17 protein-coding genes are annotated in these 24,266 nt (G+C 72.5%); 8 read left to right on the plus strand and 9 right to left on the minus strand.

Annotation, left to right across the window (positions count from 1 at the left end; genetic code table 11):
- Window positions 1–177 (minus strand): helix-turn-helix domain-containing protein (locus AB0F68_RS33830; protein ID WP_357345755.1); only part of this gene is annotated, 177 nt, incomplete at its 3' end.
- A gap of 75 nt (window positions 178–252) precedes the next feature.
- On the opposite strand from AB0F68_RS33830, the gene AB0F68_RS33835 reads away from it, so the two are divergent.
- Window positions 253–657 carry a hotdog domain-containing protein gene (locus AB0F68_RS33835; protein ID WP_357345725.1) on the plus strand — a complete coding sequence of 135 codons (405 nt, stop codon included), beginning with the start codon at window positions 253–255 and terminating at the stop codon, window positions 655–657.
- A complete protein-coding gene (locus tag AB0F68_RS33840) occupies window positions 654–1,484 on the plus strand; it encodes an MBL fold metallo-hydrolase (RefSeq protein ID WP_357345727.1) in 831 nt (276 codons plus the stop codon). The genes AB0F68_RS33835 and AB0F68_RS33840 overlap by 4 nt, the downstream gene beginning before the upstream one ends.
- 14 nt (window positions 1,485–1,498) lie before the next feature.
- Here the strand turns inward: AB0F68_RS33840 and AB0F68_RS33845 are convergent, their stop codons facing one another.
- Window positions 1,499–1,945: a MarR family transcriptional regulator gene (locus AB0F68_RS33845; protein ID WP_357345729.1), complete on the minus strand. Its 447-nt coding sequence runs from the start codon at window positions 1,943–1,945 to the stop codon at window positions 1,499–1,501.
- Between the two features lie 81 nt (window positions 1,946–2,026).
- Between AB0F68_RS33845 and AB0F68_RS33850 the strand changes: the two genes are divergently transcribed.
- Window positions 2,027–3,250, plus strand: coding sequence for a multidrug effflux MFS transporter (locus AB0F68_RS33850; RefSeq protein WP_357345731.1), 1,224 nt, complete (start codon window positions 2,027–2,029; stop codon window positions 3,248–3,250).
- 13 nt (window positions 3,251–3,263) lie between these two features.
- On the opposite strand, the gene AB0F68_RS33855 is transcribed toward AB0F68_RS33850, so the two are convergent.
- Entirely contained in the window at window positions 3,264–4,193 is a 930-nt protein-coding gene (locus tag AB0F68_RS33855; protein ID WP_357345733.1) for a carbohydrate kinase, read from the minus strand.
- Between the two features lie 327 nt (window positions 4,194–4,520).
- Here AB0F68_RS33855 and AB0F68_RS33860 point away from each other — a divergent pair, with 327 nt between their 5' ends.
- Complete coding sequence (locus AB0F68_RS33860) at window positions 4,521–5,636, plus strand: lytic polysaccharide monooxygenase (protein WP_357345735.1); 1,116 nt, start codon at window positions 4,521–4,523, stop codon at window positions 5,634–5,636.
- A gap of 56 nt (window positions 5,637–5,692) precedes the next feature.
- Here AB0F68_RS33860 and asnB read toward each other — a convergent pair whose 3' ends face one another.
- A complete protein-coding gene (asnB, locus tag AB0F68_RS33865) occupies window positions 5,693–7,654 on the minus strand; it encodes an asparagine synthase (glutamine-hydrolyzing) (protein ID WP_357345737.1) in 1,962 nt (653 codons plus the stop codon).
- Between the two features lie 111 nt (window positions 7,655–7,765).
- Here asnB and AB0F68_RS33870 point away from each other — a divergent pair, with 111 nt between their 5' ends.
- The 3 genes from AB0F68_RS33870 to AB0F68_RS33880 all read left to right on the plus strand — a co-directional run bounded on the left by AB0F68_RS33870 (window position 7,766) and on the right by AB0F68_RS33880 (window position 13,649).
- Window positions 7,766–9,241: an aminopeptidase P family protein gene (locus AB0F68_RS33870; RefSeq protein ID WP_357345740.1), complete on the plus strand. Its 1,476-nt coding sequence runs from the start codon at window positions 7,766–7,768 to the stop codon at window positions 9,239–9,241.
- Between the two features lie 301 nt (window positions 9,242–9,542).
- Window positions 9,543–11,468, plus strand: coding sequence for a hypothetical protein (locus AB0F68_RS33875; RefSeq protein ID WP_357345742.1), 1,926 nt, complete (start codon window positions 9,543–9,545; stop codon window positions 11,466–11,468).
- A 294-nt stretch (window positions 11,469–11,762) separates the two neighbouring features.
- Complete coding sequence (locus AB0F68_RS33880) at window positions 11,763–13,649, plus strand: hypothetical protein (protein ID WP_357345744.1); 1,887 nt, start codon at window positions 11,763–11,765, stop codon at window positions 13,647–13,649.
- A gap of 65 nt (window positions 13,650–13,714) precedes the next feature.
- Here the strand turns inward: AB0F68_RS33880 and pulA are convergent, their stop codons facing one another.
- The 3 genes from pulA to AB0F68_RS33895 all read right to left on the minus strand — a co-directional run bounded on the left by pulA (window position 13,715) and on the right by AB0F68_RS33895 (window position 20,804).
- Complete coding sequence (gene pulA, locus AB0F68_RS33885; protein WP_357345746.1) at window positions 13,715–19,213, minus strand: pullulanase-type alpha-1,6-glucosidase; 5,499 nt, start codon at window positions 19,211–19,213, stop codon at window positions 13,715–13,717.
- A gap of 143 nt (window positions 19,214–19,356) precedes the next feature.
- Complete coding sequence (locus AB0F68_RS33890; RefSeq protein ID WP_357345748.1) at window positions 19,357–20,043, minus strand: cellulose binding domain-containing protein; 687 nt, start codon at window positions 20,041–20,043, stop codon at window positions 19,357–19,359.
- Window positions 20,044–20,132: 89 nt separating this feature from the next.
- Window positions 20,133–20,804: a cellulose binding domain-containing protein gene (locus AB0F68_RS33895; RefSeq protein ID WP_357345749.1), complete on the minus strand. Its 672-nt coding sequence runs from the start codon at window positions 20,802–20,804 to the stop codon at window positions 20,133–20,135.
- 369 nt (window positions 20,805–21,173) lie between these two features.
- On the opposite strand from AB0F68_RS33895, the gene AB0F68_RS33900 reads away from it, so the two are divergent.
- Window positions 21,174–22,631: an APC family permease gene (locus AB0F68_RS33900; RefSeq protein WP_357345751.1), complete on the plus strand. Its 1,458-nt coding sequence runs from the start codon at window positions 21,174–21,176 to the stop codon at window positions 22,629–22,631.
- A 55-nt stretch (window positions 22,632–22,686) separates the two neighbouring features.
- Here AB0F68_RS33900 and AB0F68_RS33905 read toward each other — a convergent pair whose 3' ends face one another.
- Together AB0F68_RS33905 and AB0F68_RS33910 are read right to left on the minus strand one after the other, a co-directional pair.
- Window positions 22,687–23,601, minus strand: a complete 915-nt coding sequence (locus AB0F68_RS33905; RefSeq protein ID WP_357345753.1) for a hypothetical protein — start codon at window positions 23,599–23,601, stop codon at window positions 22,687–22,689.
- 209 nt (window positions 23,602–23,810) lie between these two features.
- Entirely contained in the window at window positions 23,811–24,263 is a 453-nt protein-coding gene (locus tag AB0F68_RS33910) for a transposase (protein WP_357345757.1), read from the minus strand.
- Window positions 24,264–24,266 lie beyond the last annotated feature (3 nt).

The raw sequence follows: 24,266 nt of genomic DNA on the forward strand, positions 1-24,266 counted from the left end.
CCGCAGACACTGGTTGTAGCCGAACCGGGCCGCACCCGCATGCCGACCCAGCACAATCTCCTGCTCGCCGGTCGGGTTCAGACAGAACCGGAACGCGGTGAAACGGGCCACGGCAGCACACCATGCCACACACCACCGACAAACAGCCCACCACTTGCACCCACCCAGAAACCCCACGGGCCGACCGACAACAATGGCTCACAACGCCCAGCACCAGCCGCTCACTTATGAAACACGCCGTAGGCTCGGCCCATGCAGGAGCAGCCGGACCCGCCTCTCCTCCCGGGCCTGACCGCCCGGGTCGAGCTGACCGTCACCGACACGGACACCGCGCAGGCGGTGGGCTCGGGCGACGTGCCGGTGCTCGGCACGCCCCGGGTGCTCGCGTTGGCCGAGGCGGCGACCGTGGCGGCCACCGCGGTCCGGCTGCCCGCCGGGTCGACGACCGTCGGGACCCGCGTCGAGCTGGAGCACCGCGCGGCGACCCCGGTCGGCCGGACCGTGGCGGCCCGGGCGGAGCTGGTCAAGGTCGACGGCCGGCGGTTGACCTTCGAGGTGATCGTGACCGACGGGAACGAGGTCGTGGCCACCGGGCGGGTCGAGCGGGCGCTGGTCGACCGGCAGCGCTTCGTCGAGCGTGCCGTGCGGGCGTCATGAGCGCCCGGTTCGTCGAGGTCGCCGACCGCGTGCACGTGCTGCGCGACCCGCTGCTGCGGGTCAACGTGACGCTGGTGGTGGGCGACGGCGCGGCGCTCCTGGTGGACACGCTCTCCACCGCCGGGCAGGCCCGGGAGTTGGCCGAGGCGGCCCGGTCGGTCACCCCGCACCCGTGGACGATCGTCAACACCCATCACCACTTCGACCACTGCTTCGGCAACGCCACCCTGGCCGCCGATCCGCCCCGCCCGGTGTACGCGCATGCCCAGGCCGCGGCGGTGCTCCGCGACCACCCCGACGAGCTGCGCCGGGCCGCGTACGAGGAGATGCGCGCGGAGCAGCCGGAGCTCGCCGCCGAGCTGGCCCGGACCGAGCTGCTGGCCCCGACCCACCCGGTGCACCGCGAGACGGTGCTGGACGTGGGCGGCCGGCGGGTGGTGCTGCACCACCCCGGACACGGGCACACCGACGCCGACCTGGTGGTGCACGTGCCGGATGCGGACGTGCTGGTTGCCGGCGATCTGGTGGAGCAGAGCGGGCCGCCGGCCTTCGAGGAGTCGTACCCGGTGCAGTGGCCGGAGGCGGTGGCCGGGCTGCTCCGGCTGACGACGCCGGCCACGGTGGTGGTGCCGGGGCACGGCGATCCGGTGGACGTGGAGTTCGTCCGGGACCAGCACGCGCAGCTCGCCCGGCAGGCCTGGCTGATCCGGGCCGGCCACACCGGCAACGCCCCGCCCGAGCGGGTGGCCGCCGAGTCGCCGTTCGGCGCTCGCCCCGGTCTCATCGCCGCCCGCCGCGGCTACGCCGAGCTCGACGGCGCCGCCTGAGCGCGCTGGGGCGTTCAGGGGCGGGCGCGCAGGGCGGTGAGCAGGGCGTCGAGGTGCGGGGCGGCGGCGAGGATCGCGTCGCGGGCCGGCGGGTCGAGAGTGGCCAGGGCCTCGGTGAGCAGGGCGCTGCGGTGGGTCGCGTAGTCGGCCATCCGGGTGCGGGCGGCGTCGGTGAGGGTGAGCCGTACCACCCGGCGATCGGCCGGGTCGCGGTCGCGCGCCAGCAGCCCGGCGTCGGTGAGGTCGCTGACCAGGGTGCTGACCGTGTTCGGCGCGGTGCCCAGCCGCCGCGCCACCTCCTTGCCGCTGATCCCCGGCTCGGCGCGGACCAGGTGGAGCACCTCCACCTGCGCCTCGGGCAGGGCGTCCCGGCCGGCCCGGGCGATGGTTCTGCGGCGCAGCAGCCGGTGCAGCTCCCCCAGTACGGCCCCGAACCCCGCGATGCCCTCTTCCCTCGACACGGAGTCACCTTCTTCACATCGCAATAGTTCTGAGTACAGAGCTAAGGTTACCCGGAGATCACCGACCTCAGGGGGAACCTCGTGAGCCAGACCGTGCGGACCGCCGCGCGCCCGACCGTCGACCCGACGGCCGCACGGGGCGGCGGCGCGACCCTCCTGGTGCTGCTCGGCACGCTCACCGCGATCGGCCCGCTCTCGCTGGACATGTACCTGCCGGCGTTCCCCGCGATGACCCGCGACCTCGGCGCCGACCAGGCCGGCATCCAACTCTCGCTGACCACCTGCCTGATCGGTCTCGCCATCGGCCAGTTCGTCACCGGCCCGCTCAGCGACCGGTGGGGACGGCGCCGCCCGGTGCTGATCGGCGTCGTCGGGTACGCCCTGCTCGCGCTCGCCTGCGCGGCGGCGCCGAGCGCCCCGATGCTCGCCGTCGCGCGGTTCGCCCAGGGCCTGGCCGGTGGCATGGGCGTGGTGGTCGCCCGGGCCGTGGTCCGCGACCTCTACTCCGGCCGCGCGGCCGCGAAGTACTTCTCCCGGCTCACCCTGGTCTTCGGCGTCGCGCCGGTGGCCGCGCCGAGCGTCGGCAGCCTGGTGCTGCGGTTCGGCGACTGGCGGGCGGTCTTCCTGACCCTGGCCGTCATCGGGCTGCTGCTCGCCGTCGCGGTCGCCCTGCGCCTTCCGGAGACGCTGCCGGCCGAGCGCCGCAGCACCGGCGGCCTGGCCGCCACCGCCCGGACCATGCGGTCGCTGGCCACCGACCGGGTCTACCTCGGGTACGCGCTGACCCAGGGCTTCGCCTTCGCCGGGCTGTTCGCGTACATCTCCGGATCGTCCTTCGTGTTCCAGGACGTCTTCGGCGTCTCCGCGGTGGCGTTCAGCCTGATCTTCGGCCTCAACGCGCTCGCCCTGGTGGCCACCGGGCAGGTGAACGCCCGGCTGCTCGACCGGTTCAGCCCGCGCCGACTGCTGGTCACCACGGGCGTGGTGGGCGTGGTGGCGGCGGCCGGGGTGCTCACCGGAGCGCTCGGCGGCAGTCTCGCCGTGTTCGCGGTGGCGCTGTTCGCCTTCGTCGGCTCGCTGGGCATGGTGACGCCGAACAGCACCGCGCTGGCGCTGGACGCGCACGCCCGGCGCGCCGGCACCGCCGCCGCGCTGCTGGGCGGCGTGCAGTCGGTGATCGGCGCGCTCGCCGCACCCCTGGTCGGGCTCGGCGGCGAGGGCAGCGCCGTGCCGATGGCCGTCGTGCTGGCCGCCGCCGCCGCCCTCTCCCTCACCGCCGTGCTCGCCCTGGCCCGCCCCCGCTGACCCGGGCGGCGGGTCAGCGGAACCGGTTGGTGACCGCCTCTCGGGTGGGCATGGCGGTGGCCCCGCCGGGCGACTCGCAGACCAGCCCGGCCACCCGCAGGGCGAAGGCCACTCGGTCCCGCCAGCCCGTCGGGTCCACCGGCTCGCCGGCGTTCAGCAGGTCGGCGATGAGCGCACCCATCACCGAGTCGCCCGCGCCCGTGGCGTCCACCGCGTCGACCTTCGGCGCGGGGACGCGTACCACGTCGTCGGCGGCGGCGACCAGGGCGCCGTCCGCGCCGAGGGTGACCACAACGGTCCCCGCGCCCAGTTCCCGCAGGTAGGCGGCGACGCCCTCGACCGGCTCGTGCGGATAGAGGTGGCGGGCGTCGGCGGCGCTCAGCTTGACCAGGTGGGCGCTGGCGGCGAACTCGGCGACCACCCCGCGCAGGCCGTCCAGCGCGCCGGGGCCGGCGAGCAGGCTGGGGCGCACGTTCGGGTCGAAGACCCGCAGCGCCCCGGCGATCGTCCAGGCGCGGCGGGCGGCGGCCAGCACCGGCGGGTCGAGCAGCACGATCGAGCCGCAGTAGACCACCTGCGCGCCCTCGACCAGGGCCACGTCCAGGTCGTCGGCGGTCAGCAGGGCGTACGAGCGGGGCTCGCCGTAGAAGCGGAAGTCCGGTTCCGGGCCGGCGAAGGTGGCCACGGCCAGCGCCGTCGGGGCGGGCACCGTGACCGCCCCGGCCAGCCCCACGCCGGCGGCGCACAGAAAGGCGCGGATCCGCGCGGCGAGCGCGTCGTCGCCGAGCGACCCGACGAACTCGACGGCGCCGCCGAGCCGGGCCACCGCGACGGCCACGTTGAGCGGCCCTCCGCCGATCGCCTGCCGGTAGACAGGTTCCCCGTCGTGCTCGGCGTCGAGCAGGTCGACCAGCGCCTCGCCGAGCACCACCGCGTACCCCATCCTGGCTCCCTCCGTCGGTGTACCTCCGATCCTGGCGCATGGCGGGGCCCGGCGCGACGAGACTCCCGCATCGACGGGCGGCTATTGCGCGGGATGCCCGGACGTGATGGGATTGCGCGTGCCGGGATGGCGCGGGGGGCTGCCGCGCCGCCGGGTCGAGCCGACGCGAGGGCACTGACCGGTCCGGGACACGGACCGCAGGCGGTGCGCGTCCCCCGACGGCCCCGGCCGCACTCCGACCGGCGGGCGTGGCACCGCGATCGTCGCATCCGCTCGTCGCAGCGGGGCGGCCCGGTGCGGGTCGCGCCCCGCGAGTCAGGAGTTCCCGTGCACCGATCCCGTACGGCCGCGCTGCTCACCGCGGCCGCCACCCTGGCCCTGGGCGCGTTCGCCCTGGCCACCGGCTCCGGCCCGGCCGCCGCGCACGGCGCGGCGATGACCCCGGGCGCCCGGACCTACCTCTGCTGGAAGGACGGCCTCACCGCGACCGGGGAGGTCAGGCCGACCAACCCCGCCTGCGCGGCGGCGGTCGCCGAGAGCGGGGCCAACTCGCTCTACAACTGGTTCAGCGTGCTGCGCTCCGACGCCGGCGGCCGCACCGTCGGGTTCATCCCCGACGGCAAGCTGTGCAGCGGCGGCAACCCGAACTTCAGCGGCTACGACCAGGCCCGCAACGACTGGCCGGTCACCCACCTGACGGCCGGGCGGTCGATGGAGTTCCGCTACAGCAACTGGGCACACCACCCGGGCACCTTCTACTTCTACGTAACCAAGGACAGCTGGAGCCCGACCCGGCCGCTGGCCTGGAGCGACCTGGAGGAGCAGCCGTTCCTCCAGGTGACCAACCCGCCGCAGCGCGGCTCGGTGGGCACCAACGACGGGCACTACTACTTCACCGGCTCGCTGCCGGCCAACAAGAGCGGCCGGCACATCATCTACTCCCGCTGGGTCCGCTCGGACAGCCAGGAGAACTTCTTCGGCTGCTCCGACGTGACCTTCGACGGCGGCAACGGCGAGGTGACCGGAATCGGCTCCGGCGGCACGCCGTCACCGGCCCCCACCACGCCGACGCCGGGCCCGACCAGCCCGACGCCCACCCCGACCTCGCCGAGCCCGACGCCGACCCCGACCACGCCGGGCGGCGCCTGCATGGCGGTCTACAAGGTGGTCAGCGCCTGGGGCGGTGGCTTCCAGGGCGAGGTCATGATCATGAACCACAGCACCCGCACCTACGGCGGCTGGACGGCGAACTGGACCTGGCCCAGCGGACAGACCATCACCCAGCTCTGGAACGGCACGGTGAGCACCAGCGGGGCGGCCGTGACGGTCACCAACGCCGCCTACAACGGCAGCGTCCCGCCGGAGGGCACCACCACGTTCGGCTTCACCGCGAACACGACCGGCACCAACACCCTGCCCACGGTCACCTGCACCGGCCGGTGACCCGGAAATGTGAAGGCCCCCGGGGTACGCCCCGGGGGCCCTTCGGCACGCTCGCGTCAGCGCACCATGCTGCCGACCACCGGCTTGGTGAGCAGGGCCGACTGGTTGCGCTGGATACCCGGGTCGAGGGTCTTCGCCACGAAGATGGCGTGCCAGATGCAGAAGATCAGCACGGTCCACACCTTGCGCGAGTGGTCCGCCTCCTCCCGCTTGTGCTCGTCCAGCAGCCGCATCGCGTACGACAGGTCGATCAGGTCGCCCGCGCCGGAGGTGGCCAGCACGTGCCGGGCCCACTCGTACATCTCGCCGCGCAGCCAGACCCGGGTCGGGGTCGGGAAGCCCAGCTTCTTGCGGTTGACGATGGCCGGCGGCACCACGCCCTGCAACGCCTGGCGCATCGCGTACTTGGTCGCCTCGGAGCGCGGCGGCAGCTTCAGGTCGACCGGGATGCCGGCCGCCACGTTGAACACCTCGCGGTCCAGGAAGGGTACCCGGACCTCCAGCGAGTGGGCCATCGAGATCCGGTCGGCCTTGACCAGGATGTCGCCGCGCAGCCAGGTGTAGAGGTCGACGTACTGCATCTTGGTGACGTCGTCCAGCTCGGTGGCCTCGGCGTAGATCGGCGCGGTGACGTCGGTGTAGCGGACCGAGGGGTCGTAGCGACGCAGCAGGTGCTGCTTCTCCTCCTCGGTGAACATCCGAGCGTTGCCGTAGTAGCGCTCCTCGATCGGGGTGGTGCCGCGCTCCAGGAAGCTCTTGCCCTTCACGCCCTGCGGGATCGCCTTGGAGACCGCCCGCAGGCCCTTCTGCACCCCACCGGGCAGGCTGTTCACCGCGTTGAGCGAGAGCGGCTCGCGGTAGATGGTGTAGCCGCCGAAGAACTCGTCCGCGCCCTCGCCGGAGAGCACCACCGTGACGTGCTCGGCCGCCTTCTTCGCCACGAAGTAGAGCGGCACCAGGGCCGGGTCGGCGACCGGGTCGTCCAGGTGCCAGATGATCTTCGGCAGCGCCTCGATCATGTCCTGCGGCCCGATCTTGGTCGGGATGGTGGTCACGTCGAGGTGCCGGGCCGACTCCTGGGCCACATCGATCTCGGAGTAGCCCGGCACGTCGTAGCCGACGGTGAAGGTGAGGATGTTCGGGTTGAACTCCCGGGCCAGGGCCACCACGGCGGTGGAGTCGATGCCGCTGGAGAGGAACGAGCCGACCGGCACGTCCGAGCGCATGTGCATGCGGACGCTCTCCCGCAGCGTCTCCCGGATCTCGTGGTAGAGCTTCTGCTCGTCGGCGACCGGGGCCGGGCGGAACACCGGCCGGTACCAGCGGCGCACCTCGATCCGGCCGCCCGGCGTCCAGGTCAGGTACTCCCCCGACCCGATCCGGCTGATCCCCTTGTGCAGCGTGCCCGGCTCGGGAACGTACTGCAGGGTCAGATAGTGGCTCAGGTTGGCGGTGTCGATCCCCGCGTCGCCCTGGTACGCCGAGTGCGCGAAGGGCAGCAGCGCCTTCTTCTCCGAGGCCAGGTAGAGCCCGTCCTGGGTCTCCAGGTAGTGCAGCGGCTTGATGCCGAAGTAGTCCCGGGCGCCGAAGGCCCGCCGCTCCTGCCGGTCCCAGATCACGAAGGCGAACATGCCGCGCAGCCGGGTGAGCACCTGCTCACCCCAGTAGTGGTAGCCGGCGACGATCACCTCGCCGTCGCCGTTCGTGGCGAACTGGGCGCCGTAGTCCCGGATCAGCTCGTCCCGCAGCTCGATGTAGTTGTAGATCTCACCGTTGAAGGTGAGCAGGTAGCGGTCGTTCGCGTAGGGCAGCGGCTCGTGGCTGAGCGCCACGTCGATGATCGCCAGCCGCTTGTGCGCGAACACTCCGTCCGCGTACCGGCCGGAGGCGTCGCCGACCACCTCGACCCCGGTCTCGTCCGGGCCGCGGTGGTGCAGGCACTCCAGTGCTCCGGCGATGTGGTCGCGGTGAGCGGCGGCGTCACCGCGCGCGCTGAAAAAGGCCAGGAGTCCGCACATGGCCGTCATCTTTCCACGCGGCGGAAGCCACCGTCGCGGCACCGCAGGCACTCCCCGCCGCCACGCGCGCGGTACCGTCTGGACCAGCGACGAGGCGGAGGAGGCGGATCAATGGCCGAGGAGCGGACGCAGCAGGGCAAGCCGGCGGACGGCACCGAATCGCACGACCCGGACTTCCCGGAGGCGTTCCTGTCCTTCATGCGGGAGGGCTGGCGGGACACGGAGCTGCCGGTCGGTCCCCGACCGGAGGTGCCCAACCACGCGAAGCGGCGGGCCGCGCTGGCCGAGGCCTTCCCGGGGGAGACGCTGGTCATCCCGACCGGCACCGAGAAGGTACGCGCCAACGACACCGACCACCGGTTCCGGCCGGGCAGCGACTTCGCGTACCTGACCGGCGACCTGGAGCCGGACAGCGTGCTGGTGCTGCGGCCGGGCGGCGAGGCCACGCTGTTCATGCGGCCCCGGTCGTCCCGGGCGACCGACGAGTTCTTCCGCAGCCGGCACGGCGAGCTGTGGGTGGGCCGGCGGCCGACGCTGAAGGAGAAGTCGACCGAGCTGGGCCTGCCCACCGCCGACCTCGGCGAGCTGGACGCGGCGCTGGCCGAGCTGGCGCCGGGGCGGACCCGGGTGCTGCGCGGCTTCGACGCCCGGGTGGACGCCGCGGTGCGGCCGTACGACGGGGCGCGGGCCGAGGGGCAGCCGGGCCGCGACCGCGAGCTGGCCATCGCGATCTCCGAGCTGAAGCTGGTCAAGGACGAGTGGGAGATCGCCCAGCTCCAGGAGGCGTGCGACGCCACCGTCCGCGGCTTCGAGGATGTGGCCCGAGCGCTCCCGGCCGACCGGGCGGTTTCCGAGCGGCTGCTGGAGGGGATCTTCGCGCTGCGGGCCCGGCACGACGGCAACGACGTCGGCTACGGCTCGATCGTCGGCGCCGGCGAGCACGCCACGATCCTGCACTGGGTGCACAACCACGGCGCGACCCGCCCGGGCGAGCTGTTGCTGATGGACATGGGCGTGGAGAACCGCAACCTCTACACCGCCGACGTCACCCGGGTGCTCCCGGTCGACGGCCGGTTCACCCCGCTCCAGCGCCAGGTCTACGACGCGGTCTACGCCGCCCAGCAGGCCGGCATCGACGTGATCAAGCCGGGCTTGGCGTTCCGCGAGGTGCACCTGACCGCCATGCGGGTGCTCGCCGAGGCGCTGAAGGATCTCGGCCTGCTGCCGGTGAGCGTCGACGAGGCCATGGACCCGGCGTCGACGGTCTACCGCCGCTGGACGCTGCACGGCACCAGCCACATGCTCGGCATCGACGTGCACGACTGCGCCAACGCCCGCAAGGAGACCTACCGGGACGGGCCGCTCGGCGAGGGCTACGTGCTCACCGTCGAGCCGGGGCTCTACTTCCAGCCGGAGGACGAGCTGGTCCCCGAGGAGCTGCGCGGCATCGGCGTGCGGATCGAGGACGACATCCTGGTCACCGCCGACGGCGCGGTGAACCTCTCGGCCGGGCTGCCGCGCCGCTCGGACGAGGTGGAGACCTGGCTGGCCGAGCAGCGCGAGGCCGGCCCCCGCCTGCCCGGCTGACCCGACAGGCACGACCCCCCGGCGGGCCCGCCGCCAGCGTCTGCGAGGTTTCTCGCGGTTTTGACGCCGGCGCCGGGCCCGTCGTCGTTTGCGCTGCTCACGATCCTCCTGGGGCGGCTACGCCCCGGTCACGCCGACCGGCCGGATGTGAGCCAAATGCGCGATTTCTTCGGATCCGTCCACGTCGCGAGGATCCTTCTCATACGGTGTCGATCAGAGGCTGCAACCCATTTGTAGCTGGTCGCGCCACTGAGATCCGGTGCGACCCCTTTGGTAGAAACCGAAAGGGCGGAAGGCTCTGATGTCGAACGACGTAACGACTTCCGACGGCGGGGCACCGATGCCCCCGCCGACGAGCAGGCGGCGGGCACTCTGGGTCGCCACCGGCGTGGCCGGGCTGACCGGCGTCGTCGGCCTGGCGGCCCTCGGTGGCCTCGCCGCTCGCGACAACAAGTCCGACGACCCGCAGCGGGTCGCGGACAACCACGCGGCGGCGCCACAGAACGCCAGCGACGCCGGCAAGGCGGACGACAAGCGAGGCGAGGACGCGGACGCGCAGAACCGCGCGGACGAGTCCGCCGGTGACGGCAAGGACCGCGGCGACCGGGACGAGCGCGGCGACCGCGACCGGGACAAGGGCCGGGACCACGACGAGCACGGGCGCGTGCGGGAGGTGCCCTGTGACGAGGAGAAGCTGATCGAGGCTGTCGACCTGGCCAACCGGGACCACGGCGGCACGCTCGAGCTGGCCAAGCACTGCACCTACGAGTTGAGCTTCAGCGACAAGAAGGACGGCTCCGGTCTGCCGACGATCCGGCAGGAGCTCACGATCAAGGGCAACGACGCCACGATCAAGCGTGACTCCGAGGACGCCTTCCGGATCTTCCGGGTCGTCGACGGCGGCGACCTGACCCTGAAGGACCTCACCGTCAAGGACGGCAACGCCGCCGAGTTCAAGTACGGCAACCCGGGTGGCCCCGGCGGGCCGGGCGGACCGGGTGGGCCGGGTGGGCCGGGCGGACCGGGTGGGCCGCAGGTCCCCGGTGGGCCGCAGACCCCGCCGGCCGCGCAGGGCGGCCAGGGCGGTGCGGCTCCCATGGACGGCCCGGGTCAGAACGACAACAAGAAGGAGGGCGACGCCGACGGCGGCGCGATCCTCGTCGAGCGGGGCGGCAGCGCCCACCTGAAGAAGGTCACGCTGACCCGCAACAACGCCGAGGGCAACGGCGGCGCCATCGCCAACTTCGGCCGCGTCGACGTCGAGGAGAGCAAGATCGAGGACAACCACGCCCAGAAGAACGGCGGTGGCATCTTCACCGTCGGCGTCCTCACGGTCAAGGACTCCCACGTCGCCAACAACACCGCCGGCAAGAACGGCGGCGGCATCGCCAACGGCGAGGGCAAGGACCGGGACGACCACAAGGGCAACGACCACAAGGGCAACGACCACAGCTCCGACAACCGGCATGACGACCGGAACAAGGCCGGCAGCGTGGAGATCTTCAAGACCTCCATCGAGGACAACCGGGCCGGCGAGAACGGCGGCGGCATCTTCAGCGCCGGCGGGTTCGTCAAGATCGTGCTGTCCGACATCAAGGGCAACAGCGCCTGCGACAGCGGCGGCGGCATCTACGCCCGCGACACCAACCTCGACCTCGACAAGGTCGCCGTGATCAAGAACCACGCCGACAAGGACGGCGGCGGCATCGTCAACACCGGCGGCGAAGAGAAGAAGCGTGACGGCCGCAACGACAACACCATGAACGGCCAGAACGGTGAGTACGGCCAGGACGGCCGCGACGGCCAGGACGGCCGCGACAAGAAGGACGAGGCCTCGGCCACCATCTCCGACAGCAAGATCCTCGACAACAGCGCCGGCCGGTTCGGCGGCGGCATCTTCAACGGCGCCACCGGCCTGGACAAGGTCGAGGACGGCTACCAGGACTGGCCCGAAGACGAGGGCGACAACGCCACCCTCACCCTCCGGGACACCGAGATCAAGGGCAACACCGCCCTCAACGGCGGCGGCATCTTCAACAACAAGGGCACGGTCACCCTGACCAAGACCCACGTCACCAAGAACACCGCCACCGACAGCTCCAAGAACCACCGCGTCGCCGGCGGCATCCTCAACCACAAGGGCAAGGTCCGCCTCGACGACAAGTCCACCGTGTCCAACAACGACCCGACCAACTGCGCGGGCACCGTCAAGGACTGCTTCAACTGAACCACCACATAACCGCGGGAACCCCTTTCCGCTGCGCCACGGCGGAAAGGGGTTCCCACCCCCTTTCGGCCCGCGGCGGTGGGCTTCGCCGCCCGTGACCCCCCCGGCCCGCTCCGCGCCGCTCTGCGCTCGCCGCACCGCCCACGTCCGAATGTGGGCTTTTTTCGTATAAGAGCACCAGGTGAAGAAGATTCCCATACGGTGTTCTTCAGCAGCTACAACCGATTTGTAGCGAAGGTCACCTCGCCGAGGCGAAGCGACCTTGTCGGTACAAGGAGAGGGCAGAGAGCTCCGATGTCCAACTACCTTCGCAATAACGATGACGCCACCCGTGAGACCACCTCCCCGATCCGTCGTCGTCGGCTCTGGCTCGCCACCGGCGTCGTAGGCCTCACCGGAGCGGTCAGCCTCGCCGGCGTGGCGTACGCGACCACGGGAGCCACCGGCCCCCACCGGCTCGCGGACGTGAAGTGGTCGACCGCCCAGCAGCTCAAGGACGACGGCGGCGCGGAGAACGCCGCAGACGAGTCCGCCGGTGACGGCAAGGACCGCGGCGACCGGGACGAGCGCGGCGACCGCGACCGGGACAAGGGCCGGGACCACGACGAGCACGGGCGCGTGCGGGAGGTGCCCTGTGACGAGGAGAAGCTGATCGAGGCTGTCGACCTGGCCAACCGGGACCACGGCGGCACGCTCGAGCTGGCCAAGCACTGCACCTACGAGTTGAGCTTCAGCGACAAGAAGGACGGCTCCGGTCTGCCGACGATCCGGCAGGAGCTCACGATCAAGGGCAACGACGCCACGATCAAGCGTGACTCCGAGGACGCCTTCCGGATCTTCCGGGTCGTCGACGGCGGCGACCTGACCCTGAAGGACCTCACCGTCAAGGACGGCAACGCCGCCGAGTTCAAGTACGGCAACCCGGGTGGCCCCGGCGGGCCGGGCGGACCGGGTGGGCCGGGTGGGCCGGGCGGACCGGGTGGGCCGCAGGTCCCCGGTGGGCCGCAGACCCCGCCGGCCGCGCAGGGCGGCCAGGGCGGTGCGGCTCCCATGGACGGCCCGGGTCAGAACGACAACAAGAAGGAGGGCGACGCCGACGGCGGCGCGATCCTCGTCGAGCGGGGCGGCAGCGCCCACCTGAAGAAGGTCACGCTGACCCGCAACAACGCCGAGGGCAACGGCGGCGCCATCGCCAACTTCGGCCGCGTCGACGTCGAGGAGAGCAAGATCGAGGACAACCACGCCCAGAAGAACGGCGGTGGCATCTTCACCGTCGGCGTCCTCACGGTCAAGGACTCCCACGTCGCCAACAACACCGCCGGCAAGAACGGCGGCGGCATCGCCAACGGCGAGGGCAAGGACCGGGACGACCACAAGGGCAACGACCACAAGGGCAACGACCACAGCTCCGACAACCGGCATGACGACCGGAACAAGGCCGGCAGCGTGGAGATCTTCAAGACCTCCATCGAGGACAACCGGGCCGGCGAGAACGGCGGCGGCATCTTCAGCGCCGGCGGGTTCGTCAAGATCGTGCTGTCCGACATCAAGGGCAACAGCGCCTGCGACAGCGGCGGCGGCATCTACGCCCGCGACACCAACCTCGACCTCGACAAGGTCGCCGTGATCAAGAACCACGCCGACAAGGACGGCGGCGGCATCGTCAACACCGGCGGCGAAGAGAAGAAGCGTGACGGCCGCAACGACAACACCATGAACGGCCAGAACGGTGAGTACGGCCAGGACGGCCGCGACGGCCAGGACGGCCGCGACAAGAAGGACGAGGCCTCGGCCACCATCTCCGACAGCAAGATCCTCGACAACAGCGCCGGCCGGTTCGGCGGCGGCATCTTCAACGGCGCCACCGGCCTGGACAAGGTCGAGGACGGCTACCAGGACTGGCCCGAAGACGAGGGCGACAACGCCACCCTCACCCTCCGGGACACCGAGATCAAGGGCAACACCGCCCTCAACGGCGGCGGCATCTTCAACAACAAGGGCACGGTCACCCTGACCAAGACCCACGTCACCAAGAACACCGCCACCGACAGCTCCAAGAACCACCGCGTCGCCGGCGGCATCCTCAACCACAAGGGCAAGGTCCGCCTCGACGACAAGTCCACCGTGTCCAACAACGACCCGACCAACTGCGCGGGCACCGTCAAGGACTGCTTCAACTGAACCAGCTCCACAACGGGCCCGGCCCTCTGCCACCTCGGTGGCAGGGGGCCGGACCGTGACCGGGGTCAGCTCTGGACGAAGACCGCCACGCTGCGCGCCGGCACGATGAACGTGCCGCCGGAGCGGTCGAACGACGCCGTCCGGAGCACCGGGTCGGCGGAGTTCCTCAGCACCGGGTGCAGCGCCACGTTCGCCCCGCGCAGGCCGGCGACGGTCTGCTTCGCCGTCTCCGGGGTGCCGTTGAAGACCACGGTGACCGACTTCCACTTCCCGCCCAGCCCGCGGGCGTCCAGGGTCATGGTGATCACGCCCGGGGTCTCCCGGTCGCCGGAGAGCGGGAAGGCGACACGCTTCTGCACCTGGTCGGCGGTGGCCAGCCCGAAGACCGGCGAAAAACGCCGGATCCTCAGCAGCTCCGCGTACCGGGCGTCGGCCAGGTCGATCGCGGCGCAGTCCGGCACCAGCTTCGGGTCGGCCAGCAGCGGCTTGGCGTACGGCCACTTGTCCTTGTTGTCCTGCTCCGGCGGGAGGCCGGCGCCGAAGCCGTTGCCCTGGGCGCAGTCCCAGCGGATCTGGTTGAACCAGTCACCGGAGTCGTACGAGTTACGGTCCAGCGACTTGGAGCGCAGCCGCTCCGAGCCGGCCGTCACGAACCCGGTCCCCTGCCCCATCAGCACGGTGCTCAGGGCGAGCACCTGCATCCGGGCCCGGTCCTGCGCCGAGGTCCCCTGCGGCAGCTTGTACGCGAGGGCGTCGTACAGGATCTCGTTGTCGTGCGCGTCGACGTAGGTGACCGCCTCGCCCGGCGCGGCGGTGTAGCCGGCCGGCGAGCCGTTGTAGTCCACCTGAGCGCCGGTGACCGGCCGGCCGGACGAGTCGGTGAACCGGTAGCCGCGCAGGTTGCCGGTGAGCCCCACCTTGATCAGGTCCTGCTGGTGCAGCAGCCGCGCCTTCTGCTCCGCGGCGGAGCCGTTGACGTCGTCCCCGTTCGGGTCGGTGAAGAGCCCGGACGCGAAGCCCTGGATCCGCGGGTTGCCGTCGAACGGTCCGCCGCCGCGCACCGCGTCGCGGAGCCGGTCGTTGAAGGTGCCGATCCCGGTGCCGGCCATGTTGGCCTGGGTGGCCTGCACGAACAGGGCGTCGTTGGCGACCTCGCCGAAGTTCCAGCCCTCGCCGTAGAGCAGGATCTTCTTCCCGTCCACGCCGTCGCGGGCCGGGGTCAGCTCGTCCAGCGCGGCGCGGACGGCCAGGATGTTCGCCTTCGGGTGGTGGCCCATCAGGTCGAACCGGAAGCCGTCCACCTTGTACGCCCTCGCCCAGGTGACCAGCGAGTCCACCACGAGCTTGCCCATCATGGCGTGCTCCGGGGCGGTGTTGGCGCAGCAGGTCGAGTTGGCGACGGTGCCGTCGGGCAGCAGCCGCTGGTAGTAGCCCGGCACCACCTGGTCGAGCACCGACTTCGGGTCGGTGCCGGCGGCCGAGGTGTGGTTGTAGACAACGTCCATTACGACGCGCAGGCCGGCCTGGTTGATCCCGGCGACCATCTGCCGGAACTCGGTGGTCCGCTTCGCCCCGGCCGGGTCGACGGCGTAGCCGCCCTCCGGCACGGTGTAGTGCAGCGGGTCGTACCCCCAGTTGTAGCCGTCCTTCCCGGCCACCTCCGCGACGCACTTCTGCTGCTCGTCGGAGTCCGGCGGCAGCCCGGCCAGGTCGCAGGCGGGCTGCGCCTGGTCGGCCCGCCGCTCGGGGATGGTGGCGAAGTCGAACGCCGGCAGCAGGTGCAGGTAGTTGACCCCGGCGTCGCCGAGCGCCCGGAGGTGCTTCATCCCGGCCGTCTCCGGGTCGGTGAAGGCGAGGTAGGTGCCCCGCCGGTCGGCCGGCACGGTGGTGTCGGCGATGGAGAAGTCGCGGACCGACACCTCCTGGATCTGCGCCTTCGCCGAGGGCACCGCCGCCGGCTTGCGCAGGTTCGCCCAACCGGCCGGGGCCAGCGCCGGGTCGGCCAGGTCGACGATCTGGCTGTGCGTCGAGTCCGGCGCGAGGGCCACCGAGTAGGGGTCGGTGACCGCGGCGATGACCACCTTCTGCGCCGCCGGCTGCCAGGCCTCCACCTGGTAGCGGTAGTACCGGCCGGTCCACGACCTCGTGCCGCGCACCGACCAGACGCCGGTGGTGTCGTCACGGCGCATCGCCACGGCCGTCGGCTCGGCCGTCGGCGAGTCGAAGAGCTGGAGCGACACCTTCCGGGCGGTGGGCGCCCAGACGGCCAGCGTGGGCACCTTGCCGGCGAACGTCGGGCCGAGCTTCGCCCGGGTGGCGGCCCGGTAGACGTCGTCGAGGACGCCGGGAATCTGCACCCCCGTAGCGCCGAGCAGGTTGCCCTCGGCGTCCCGCTCGGTCACCACAAGCTGGCCGCGCAGCGCCGCGGGCACCTTGGCCAGGTCGGCGCGGTCCAGCGTGAACGCGCGGTAGGCCCAGAGCTGCGGGTACGCCTGCCGCTGGGCCTCGGTCAGCCCGTTGCGCCCCGCCCGCAGCGGCAGCGTGGTGTACGTCCCGGTCAGCTCCCCGTCGGCGATGGCGAGCCCGCCGACCGGGGCGGCCACCAGGGCGTACCGCTTGCCGTCGGTCGGCCCGGTCTGCCAGGCCACGGTGGACCGGTCGATCCACTGCGCCTTCTGCTTGGTGATGTCGAGGTCCCTGGCCACGCCGGACGAGGTCGGTGGCAGCAGCCGGCCCTTGACCCCGGCGAGCAGCCAGATCTCGTGCCCGGCGGTGGCGAAGTCCAGCCGCTGGTCGTCGGGCTGATCCTTCACGTCACCGGAGTGCACGATGTAGTTCAGCCCGGTCGCGCCGGCGGCCAGCGGCACCCGGAAGACCGCGCCGTACGCGTCGATCTTCTCCGGCTTCAGCGGGTTGCCCCAGTCGGTCGGGTTGGCGGCGCCGTCCCAGAGGTGCAGGCCCCAGCCGTCGTAGTTCCCGTCCGCCTTGCGCCAGTGGATGACCGCGGTGCTCTGGTCGACCGGCGGGTCGGGCTCGCCGGTGGCGGCCTGCCGGGTCGGATAGAGGGTCGGGTCGCCCTGCTTGACCCAGACCTCGCCGGTCTGCGTCACGTCGATGGTGCGGTCGTTCGGGGCGTCCTTGTTCCCGTCCTTGTCGACCACGAGGAACCCGACCGACTGGGCGCCCGGCTTCAGCTTGACCCAGGCGAACCGGCCGAAGGAGTCCTCACCCGCGAACGGCTGCCCCTTGGGCCACTCGGTCTGGTAGGCCGGGTCGATGTCGCCCCACGTGTAGAGGCCCCAGTCGGCGTACCCGCCGGCGGGGCGCTGGTAGTGCACGACCGCCCAGTCCCGTGACGCGCTCTGCGCCGGGGTGCCGACCACGCCGGTGGTGCGGGCGGCAGCCACCCGTCCCTTGCCGTCGCGGACCACGGCCTTGTACTCGACCTTCGTCCCGCCGGCCAGGCCGGTCAGGTCGTGGTGGACGGTGTACGGCGCCCGGTCCGCGCTGCCCAGCAGGGTCCACCGGCCGCCGGGCACCCGGGCGGCGAAGGTGACGGTCGCCAGCGGGTCGCCGGTGACCTGCGCGGTGACGGTGGCCTTGGTGGCCACCGGGGTGTCGCCCGGCTCGGTGAGGGTGATCCGCGGGGCCTCGCCGGCCTGCGGGATCGCCCGGTCGGCCTTGAGCACCACGGCCGACATGGCCGGCACGGTGACGCCCAGCTTGCCGTCGGCGCCGGCGGTCGTGGTGCCCGCGCCGCCGTAGACGCCGGTGAAGGTGGCGCCGGCCGACCAGGTGCCCACGGTGACAGTCTGCGCGGTCGCGGCGTTGTTGACCGCGACGACGTACTCGGTGCGGTCCGCGGGCAGGACCCGGGAGAAGGCGAAGACGCCGGGGCCGTCGGCCGCGTAGCGGGTGACCTGGATGCCGTCCCGCAGCGCGGGGTGGGCCTGCCGCAGCTCACCCAGCTCGGCGATGGTCCGGTAGAGCGGGTGGGTGGTGTCGTACTGGTCGGCGGCGTGGGTGCGGGTGGTGCCGATCAGGTCGTCGTCGAGGTAGTCCGCCGTCCGGCTGGCGAACATGTCCTGCCGGGCGTCCTTGTCCCCGCCGGGTCCGGTGAAGCCCTGCTCGTCGCCGGAGTAGACGACCGGCTGGCCGCGGGTGAGGAACATCAGCTGGTGGGCGAGCTGGTCGCGGCGGAGCTGGCTGACGTCGTCCCCGCCGGCGGCCGCGATGAACGAGCCGATCCGGCCCATGTCGTGGTTGCCGAGGAAGGTGGTCAGCCGGTTGGCGTCGGTGTCCCGGGCGGCGTAGAGGTCGTCCCTGGCGTACACGTCGGCGAGCGCCCTGGCCGAGCCGTCGGCGGCGGCGTAGCCCCGCGCGGCCTCCTGGAAGGAGAAGTCCAGGGTGGCCGGCAGGCCGCCCTGCCGGACGTAGGTCGACTCGATCTCCTGGTCGGCGCTGTAGACCTCGCCGAACATGAAGAAGTCGGGCTTGCCGGCCTTGGCGGCGGCGGCCTCGATGCCGCGGGTGAACTGCGGCCAGAAGTCGAGGTTGGCGTGCTTGACCGTGTCGAGGCGGAAACCGTCGACGCCGGCCTTGCCGATCCACTGCGCGTAGATGTCGGTCATGCCGCGGACCACCTCGGGACGCTCGGTCCAGAGGTCGTCGAGGCCGAAGAAGTCGCCGTACTCGCTGTTCTCACCGGCGAAGGTGGAGTCGCCCCGGTTGTGGTACATGGTCGGGTCGTTCAGCCAGGACGGCACCTTGACCTTGGCGTCGGCCGCGCTGGCGAAGGTCGGGGTGTACGGGAACGACCCGCTGTCGACCTGCGGGAACGACCGGGTGCCGTCGGCGTAGTTGCGGTCCTCGAAGGCCCGCCCCTGCGCGTCGGTGTAGGGAGACGTCTTCTTGTCGACGTAGCCGTACCTGTCCTCGGCGTACCGGATGACGTCCGCGGTGTGGTTGACGATGATGTCCAGGTAGACCTTGATGCCCCGCTGGTGGGCGAGGCCGACCAGCTTCTTCAGCTCCGCGTTGCTGCCGAAGTGCGGGTCGACCTGGGTGAAGTCGGTGATCCAGTAGCCGTGGTAGCCGGCGGAGACGTCCGCGCCGGTGCCCTGCACGGGCCGGTTCTTGAAGATCGGGGCGAGCCAGATGGCCGTCGTGCCGAGGCCCTGGATGTAGTCCATCCGGTCGATGACCCCTTCGAGGTCACCGCCGTGGTAGAAGCCCTTGTCCGCGGGGTCCAGGCCGGTGCTGAGCCGGTCACCGGTCAGCCCGCCGGTGTCGTTGCGCTTGTCGCCGTTGGCGAAGCGGTCCGGCAGGACGAAGTAGAACTGCTCGGCTTTCGCGCTGCTGCTGCCGGCCTTGAGCAGCGTCTCGGCGGACGGCTCCCGGCTCCACTGCGCGGCTCCCGCGGCGGCCAGCACGTCCGGGGCGGCGGGGCGGTCGCTGCCGTCGGCACCCACCTGGTGGAGGGCCACCGGCACGCCGACGAGGGTGAGCACGAGGGAGGAGGCCAGGGCGGCCAGGGCCTTGCGGGATATCGGCGGGGGTTTCATCGACGGCCTTTCTCTGGTCGCTGATTCGCCCGCACGCTAGCCCTCGTCGAAACATTCTGCAATACCTTGCAAACAGAGTCGTAACAAAGCAGCCGTCTTGCGAAACACGGCAAGGCGGGTCGGGAGGCGACCGGGGCCGAGGATCAGAAGCCGGAGCAGTTGGCGTCGTTGACCGTGCAGGTCGTCGGCCGGGTCGTGCCCGTCTGCTCAAAGTGGAACTGCAGCGCCACCGACTCCCCGGGCGCCAGGTCCGCCCCGCCCCGGTAGGTGAAGACGCCGTCGGAGAAGTCGCCTCTGCCCTGCTCCGCGCCGCTGACCCAGGCGGTCACGAGGCGGCCCCGCGGGAAGGTCAGCCGCACCGTCCAGCCCTGCGCCTGGTCGGCGGTGTTGACCAGCCGCACCTCACCGATGAACCCGCCGTCGAAGCTGCTCACCACCCCGTACCGGCCGGTCACCGGAGGAGCGGGCGGCGGTGGCGCGGGCTGCGCGCTGCGGCTGCCCCCGCTCGCCGACGGGCTGGGCTTCGGCCGGGCGGGCACCCCGCTCGAGCTGGGGGACGGCCCGGGGGTCACCGGCCCGGTGGCGGACGCGGACAGCCGGGTGGTCGCGCCCGGGGTGGAGGGGGTGGCGGGGGTGGTGACCGGCACCTGGGGCAGCGACATCGTCGGGGCCGGCGGCGGGGCCTCGGCGAACGTCCGCCGCCCGCGCACCGAGCCGAGCGCCACGAGCAGCAGCACCACCATGACGATCACGCCGATCGAAACGACGATCCACGGCGAGGAGGTGATGGCGGCGCCGGATGACGGGCGTGCGCGTCGCGTGCCGGACATGACCCTCCCCAGTCGATCCCCCTCGGGCGAGCGTAACCACCGCGAGGATCGCCGGACAGCGCGAGGTCCACCGCCGCCGGCGCTCAGTCTCAGCCGATCACGCAGTCCGCGCCGTTGACCGTGCACTGGCCCGGCCGGTCACCGGTTCCCGTACGGCCGAACCGCAACCGCACCGTGGCGCTCTGCCCGGCCGGCAGCGCCCCGGTGCCGCGCAGCACGAACACCCCGCCGCCCTCGGTGCTGACCGACACCCCCGAGGTGGACGAGGCCTCGATCGTCTTCACGTTGCCGGCGAAAAGCAACTCGACCTCCCAGCGCTGGCCGCCACCGGAGCCGTTGACCACGGTCAGCCGCGCCTCAAACCCGCTCCGGTCGCTCGCCGTGGCCTCGTACCGTGCGGTGAGCGCACCCGGCGCGGCCTCCCGCGTCGAGGCACGGGGCCGCGGCGTCGCCGACCGGGACGCGCCGGCCGTGGGCGAGGGGCTCGCGCTGGGCGACGGCGTCGCCGGTCCGGTGGCGGCGACGGTCGCGGCTTCGGCCGTCGGCGCGGCGGTGGGGGTCTCCACTCCGAGGGTGGGGAGGTACATCGGCGGGGCGGGCGCCGGCACCGGTTGGCGTTCCTCCCCGCGAAGCGCGAGGAGGGCGACCACCAACAGGCTGACGGCCAGGCCGACGCCGAGCAGCACCACGATCCACGGCACCGATGTGAGCGCCCGCGGCGCCGCCGGCGCGTCGGGCGGCTGGGCTGGCCCGGCCCTCATGCGGCCCCCTTCTGATAGTCGACGCGCCAGCGTAGCCAGCGCGCCTCGGCGGCACATCACGCCGGGGGCGATCCGACCCGACCGGACATCCGGGACGCCCGGAAGGATGATCACGAGCCCCGGATCGAGCCCCACCGGCCGACCCTTCGCCACGCCCCGCACCCGCCACGTCGCGCCGCGTCGTCGGCTACGCTGTCCGGGCTCAGCCGTCGGAGCTCCTCGATGGCTCAGGGCCGGGCAGGGTCGCGCACCCGCACCCACACTGTCCATCATGGAGGCCGCCGACGGGCGTCCGCTCCGCCACCGCCGGTCGGCCGCCGACCCCCCTGCCGCCCCGACTACCCCTCCTCCCCCACTCGGAGCAGCTCCATGCAGATTGCCAGCGCGCCAACCGGGCTCATCCGCAAGTCCCTCGGCACCGGCGCCCTGTTGGTGTTCAGCGCGACCGCCTCCTCCCCGATGGCGGTGCTCGCCGGCGCGATCGTCGCCACGTACGCCTCGACCGGCGTCACCGGCACACCGCTCGGCTTCCTCGTGATCGCGGCCGCACTGCTCTTCTTCTCCGTCGGCTACCTCGCCATGGCCCGCTACGTCTCCAGCGCCGGGGTCTTCTACGCGGCCCTGGCGGCCGGCTTCGGACGGTTCTGGGGCGTGGTCGCCGCGCCCGTCGTGCTGCTCGGCTACAACGCCATCCAGATCTGCCTGTACGGGCTGCTCGGCGCGGTGGCCAGTGACAGCCTCGGCGGCACCTGGTGGGCCTGGGCGCTGCTCGCCTGGGCCGGGGTCGCCCTGGTCGGCGTGCTGAAGGCGCGGATCAGCGTCGGCCTGCTGGGCGCGGTGCTGGCCGCCGAGGTCGCGGTGATCCTGCTCTTCGTGCTCATCTCGTTCACCCACCCTGCCGGCGGGTCGGTGAACTTCGCGCCGCTGGACCCCGGCAACCTGCTGGTCCCCGGCCTCGGCGGGGTGGTCGCCTTCTGCGCGGCCTCGTTCGTGGGCTACGAGTCGGCCGCCGTCTACTCCGAGGAGTCCCGGTCGCCGCAGGCCGTGTCCCGGGCTGCCTACTCGGCGCTGATCCTGCTGGCGGTCCTCTACGCGCTCGCCGCCTGGGCCCTGGCCGTGGCCGTGGGCCCCGACCGGGTCGTCGAGCAGTCCCGCGACCCGAACGCCGGGCTGCCGTTCTCGATCCTCCAGGCGCACGCCAGCCCCGTGCTCGGCAGCGTCGCGACCATCCTGGTGGTGACCAGCGTGTTCGCCGCGATGGTCAGCTTCCACAACTCGATCGCCCGGTACGCCTTCAGCCTCGGCCGGGAGCGGGTGCTGCCGGCGGTGTTCGAGCGGGTCGGCCGGGGCGGCGCGCCGATCGCCGGGTCGGCGCTCCAGTCGGGGATCGCCCTGGCGATCATCCTGGTCTTCGCGCTGACCGGGGCCGACCCGGTCGCCATCATGTTCAGCTGGCTCTCCGGCGTCGCGGCCATCGCAGTGCTGCTGATGATGGCGGCCACCTCGGTCGCCACGATCGCCTTCTTCCGCAGGGGCGGCGGCGAGGAGGGCGCCTGGCAGCGGACGATCGCGCCGTCCATCGGGGCGGCGCTGGTCGGCGCGGCTCTGCTCACCACGCTGGTCAACCTCTCCGCGGTGCTCGGAGCGCCCGCGGGCTCCGCCACGAAGTGGCTGGTCCCCGGCGCGGTGGCGGCCGCCGCGGCGGTGGGGCTGGTCTGGGCGGCGGTCCTCGCGGCCACCCGCCCCGAGGTGCTGGAGAACGTCGGGCAGGGCCAGCCGCGCCCACTCGCGGTGATCGAGCAGGATCTGGTCGGCCGGTCCCTGTAGGACGCCCGGACGCGCGACGGCCCGCCCCCGACCCGAGGGTGGGCCGTCGGCGTGTTCAGCGCCGGCGCCGGCCCACGGCGGACCCGGCCAGCGCGAGCTTGCGTTCCTGGCCGGTCATCACCAGTTGGTTGAGGTGCTGCAACCAGCGCCAGGCCGGGTGGACCTGCTGCTCCGGGGTGAGCGGGAGCCAGCTGCGGTACTCCACGCCCGCCCCGGGAAAGTGCGGGGCCGTGGAGTTCACCACGACCTGCTCGTGCGCCCGCGCCGAGCGCTCGACCACCAGCACGTTGTCGTCGGACATGACCACCAGGTTCCGCCCGGGGATCCCCGTCCCGCCGACCCCGGCCGGCTCGGTGCCGACGGCGTCGCCGCTGCCGAGCAGGGTCGACACGGAGACGCCGACGTAGCGCGCCCCGGCGGGCATGGGCTCGCCGGCCTGGGTCATCTGGGTGACGGGGTCGAAGACCCCGCCCCCGGCCAGGTAGCCCTCGGCGATCTCGCACAGCTCGGCGAGCAGCGCCGGCAGATCCCGCACCTCGCTGCCGTCCCGGAACAGCCGCGACGCCGCCTTGATCTCATGGTACGGCTGGCGCGGGTTGGTGGACCGTGGGTCCAGGCTGGCGTAGAGGAAGATCAGCGCGTGCGGCCCGACCGGCGTGGTCCGGCGCAGGTCCCAGTAGTGCGAGGCGTGCAGGGCGTTCGCGTACTGCACCCGGTGCACCACCGCCTGCCGGATCTGGTGCTGGACCGCCTGGTCCGCGTGGCCGCGGGCCGTCGACCCGGCCGCGTCGCCCGACGACCACCTCGCCGGGGCCGGCCCGGCGGCGTACCCGCGGGCGCCCGGCGCGCCGTAGCCACCCGGCGTCACCGGGTGCGCCGGTGCGGGGGCCGCGGCGCCCGGCCCGGACATCTGGGCGGTGCCGCCATGGCTCCACGTCTCCGGCGGGGGGAACCGAGGCGCGGGAGCCACGGGCCCCCGGTGGCCGGGCACGTCCGAGGTCGGCACGCCAGCGGAGAGCCGGCGGCTTCCCCACCCCACCCGCGGCCTGACCGGCGATGTCGGCGGGTACGCCGGCCGGTCGGCCGCGCGGTGGCCCCAGGTGGCCTCATCGGACGGACGCGGCGGCGGCGAGCGGTGATCCTGCGACACGTGGCAGCTCCTGGCTAGTGCGGTGTCCACTAACGTTCACCGGGTGTGCGGTGGGTGTTGTGGATCCTCGCCTTTTGGGCGAGCGATTCCCCATCGGGTGGTGGGGCGGGCCTCCGCGGGCCAACTGATCCTCGCGCCGCCTGGGGGCGGCGGGGGTCACGTCGGGACTGGCCGGCACCGGGGAGGTGTCGTCCGGCTCGACGGTGCGTGAGCACCCCGGGCACCCGAGCGGGTGTGGGGGTGGTGGTTCCGCTGCCCGGGGTGCGGGTGGCGATGGTGGCGGCCGCGACGAGGTCGCGGTGCCCGGCAAACGTGCAGTGTGGGCAGGACAGGGTCCGGCCGCGGGGTTTCGGTACCCGCCGCCGGCAGGCCGGGCAGGTCGAGGAGGTGCCACGTTCGTCGACGAGGTGGACGGTGATGCCGGCGAGGGTGGCTTTGTCGGTGAGGACCTGCAGGAGCCGGCCGATCTGCCACTGCCGCAGCCG

The organism is Micromonospora sp. NPDC023966, assembly GCF_040639095.1.
GTDB lineage: Bacteria > Actinomycetota > Actinomycetes > Mycobacteriales > Micromonosporaceae > Micromonospora.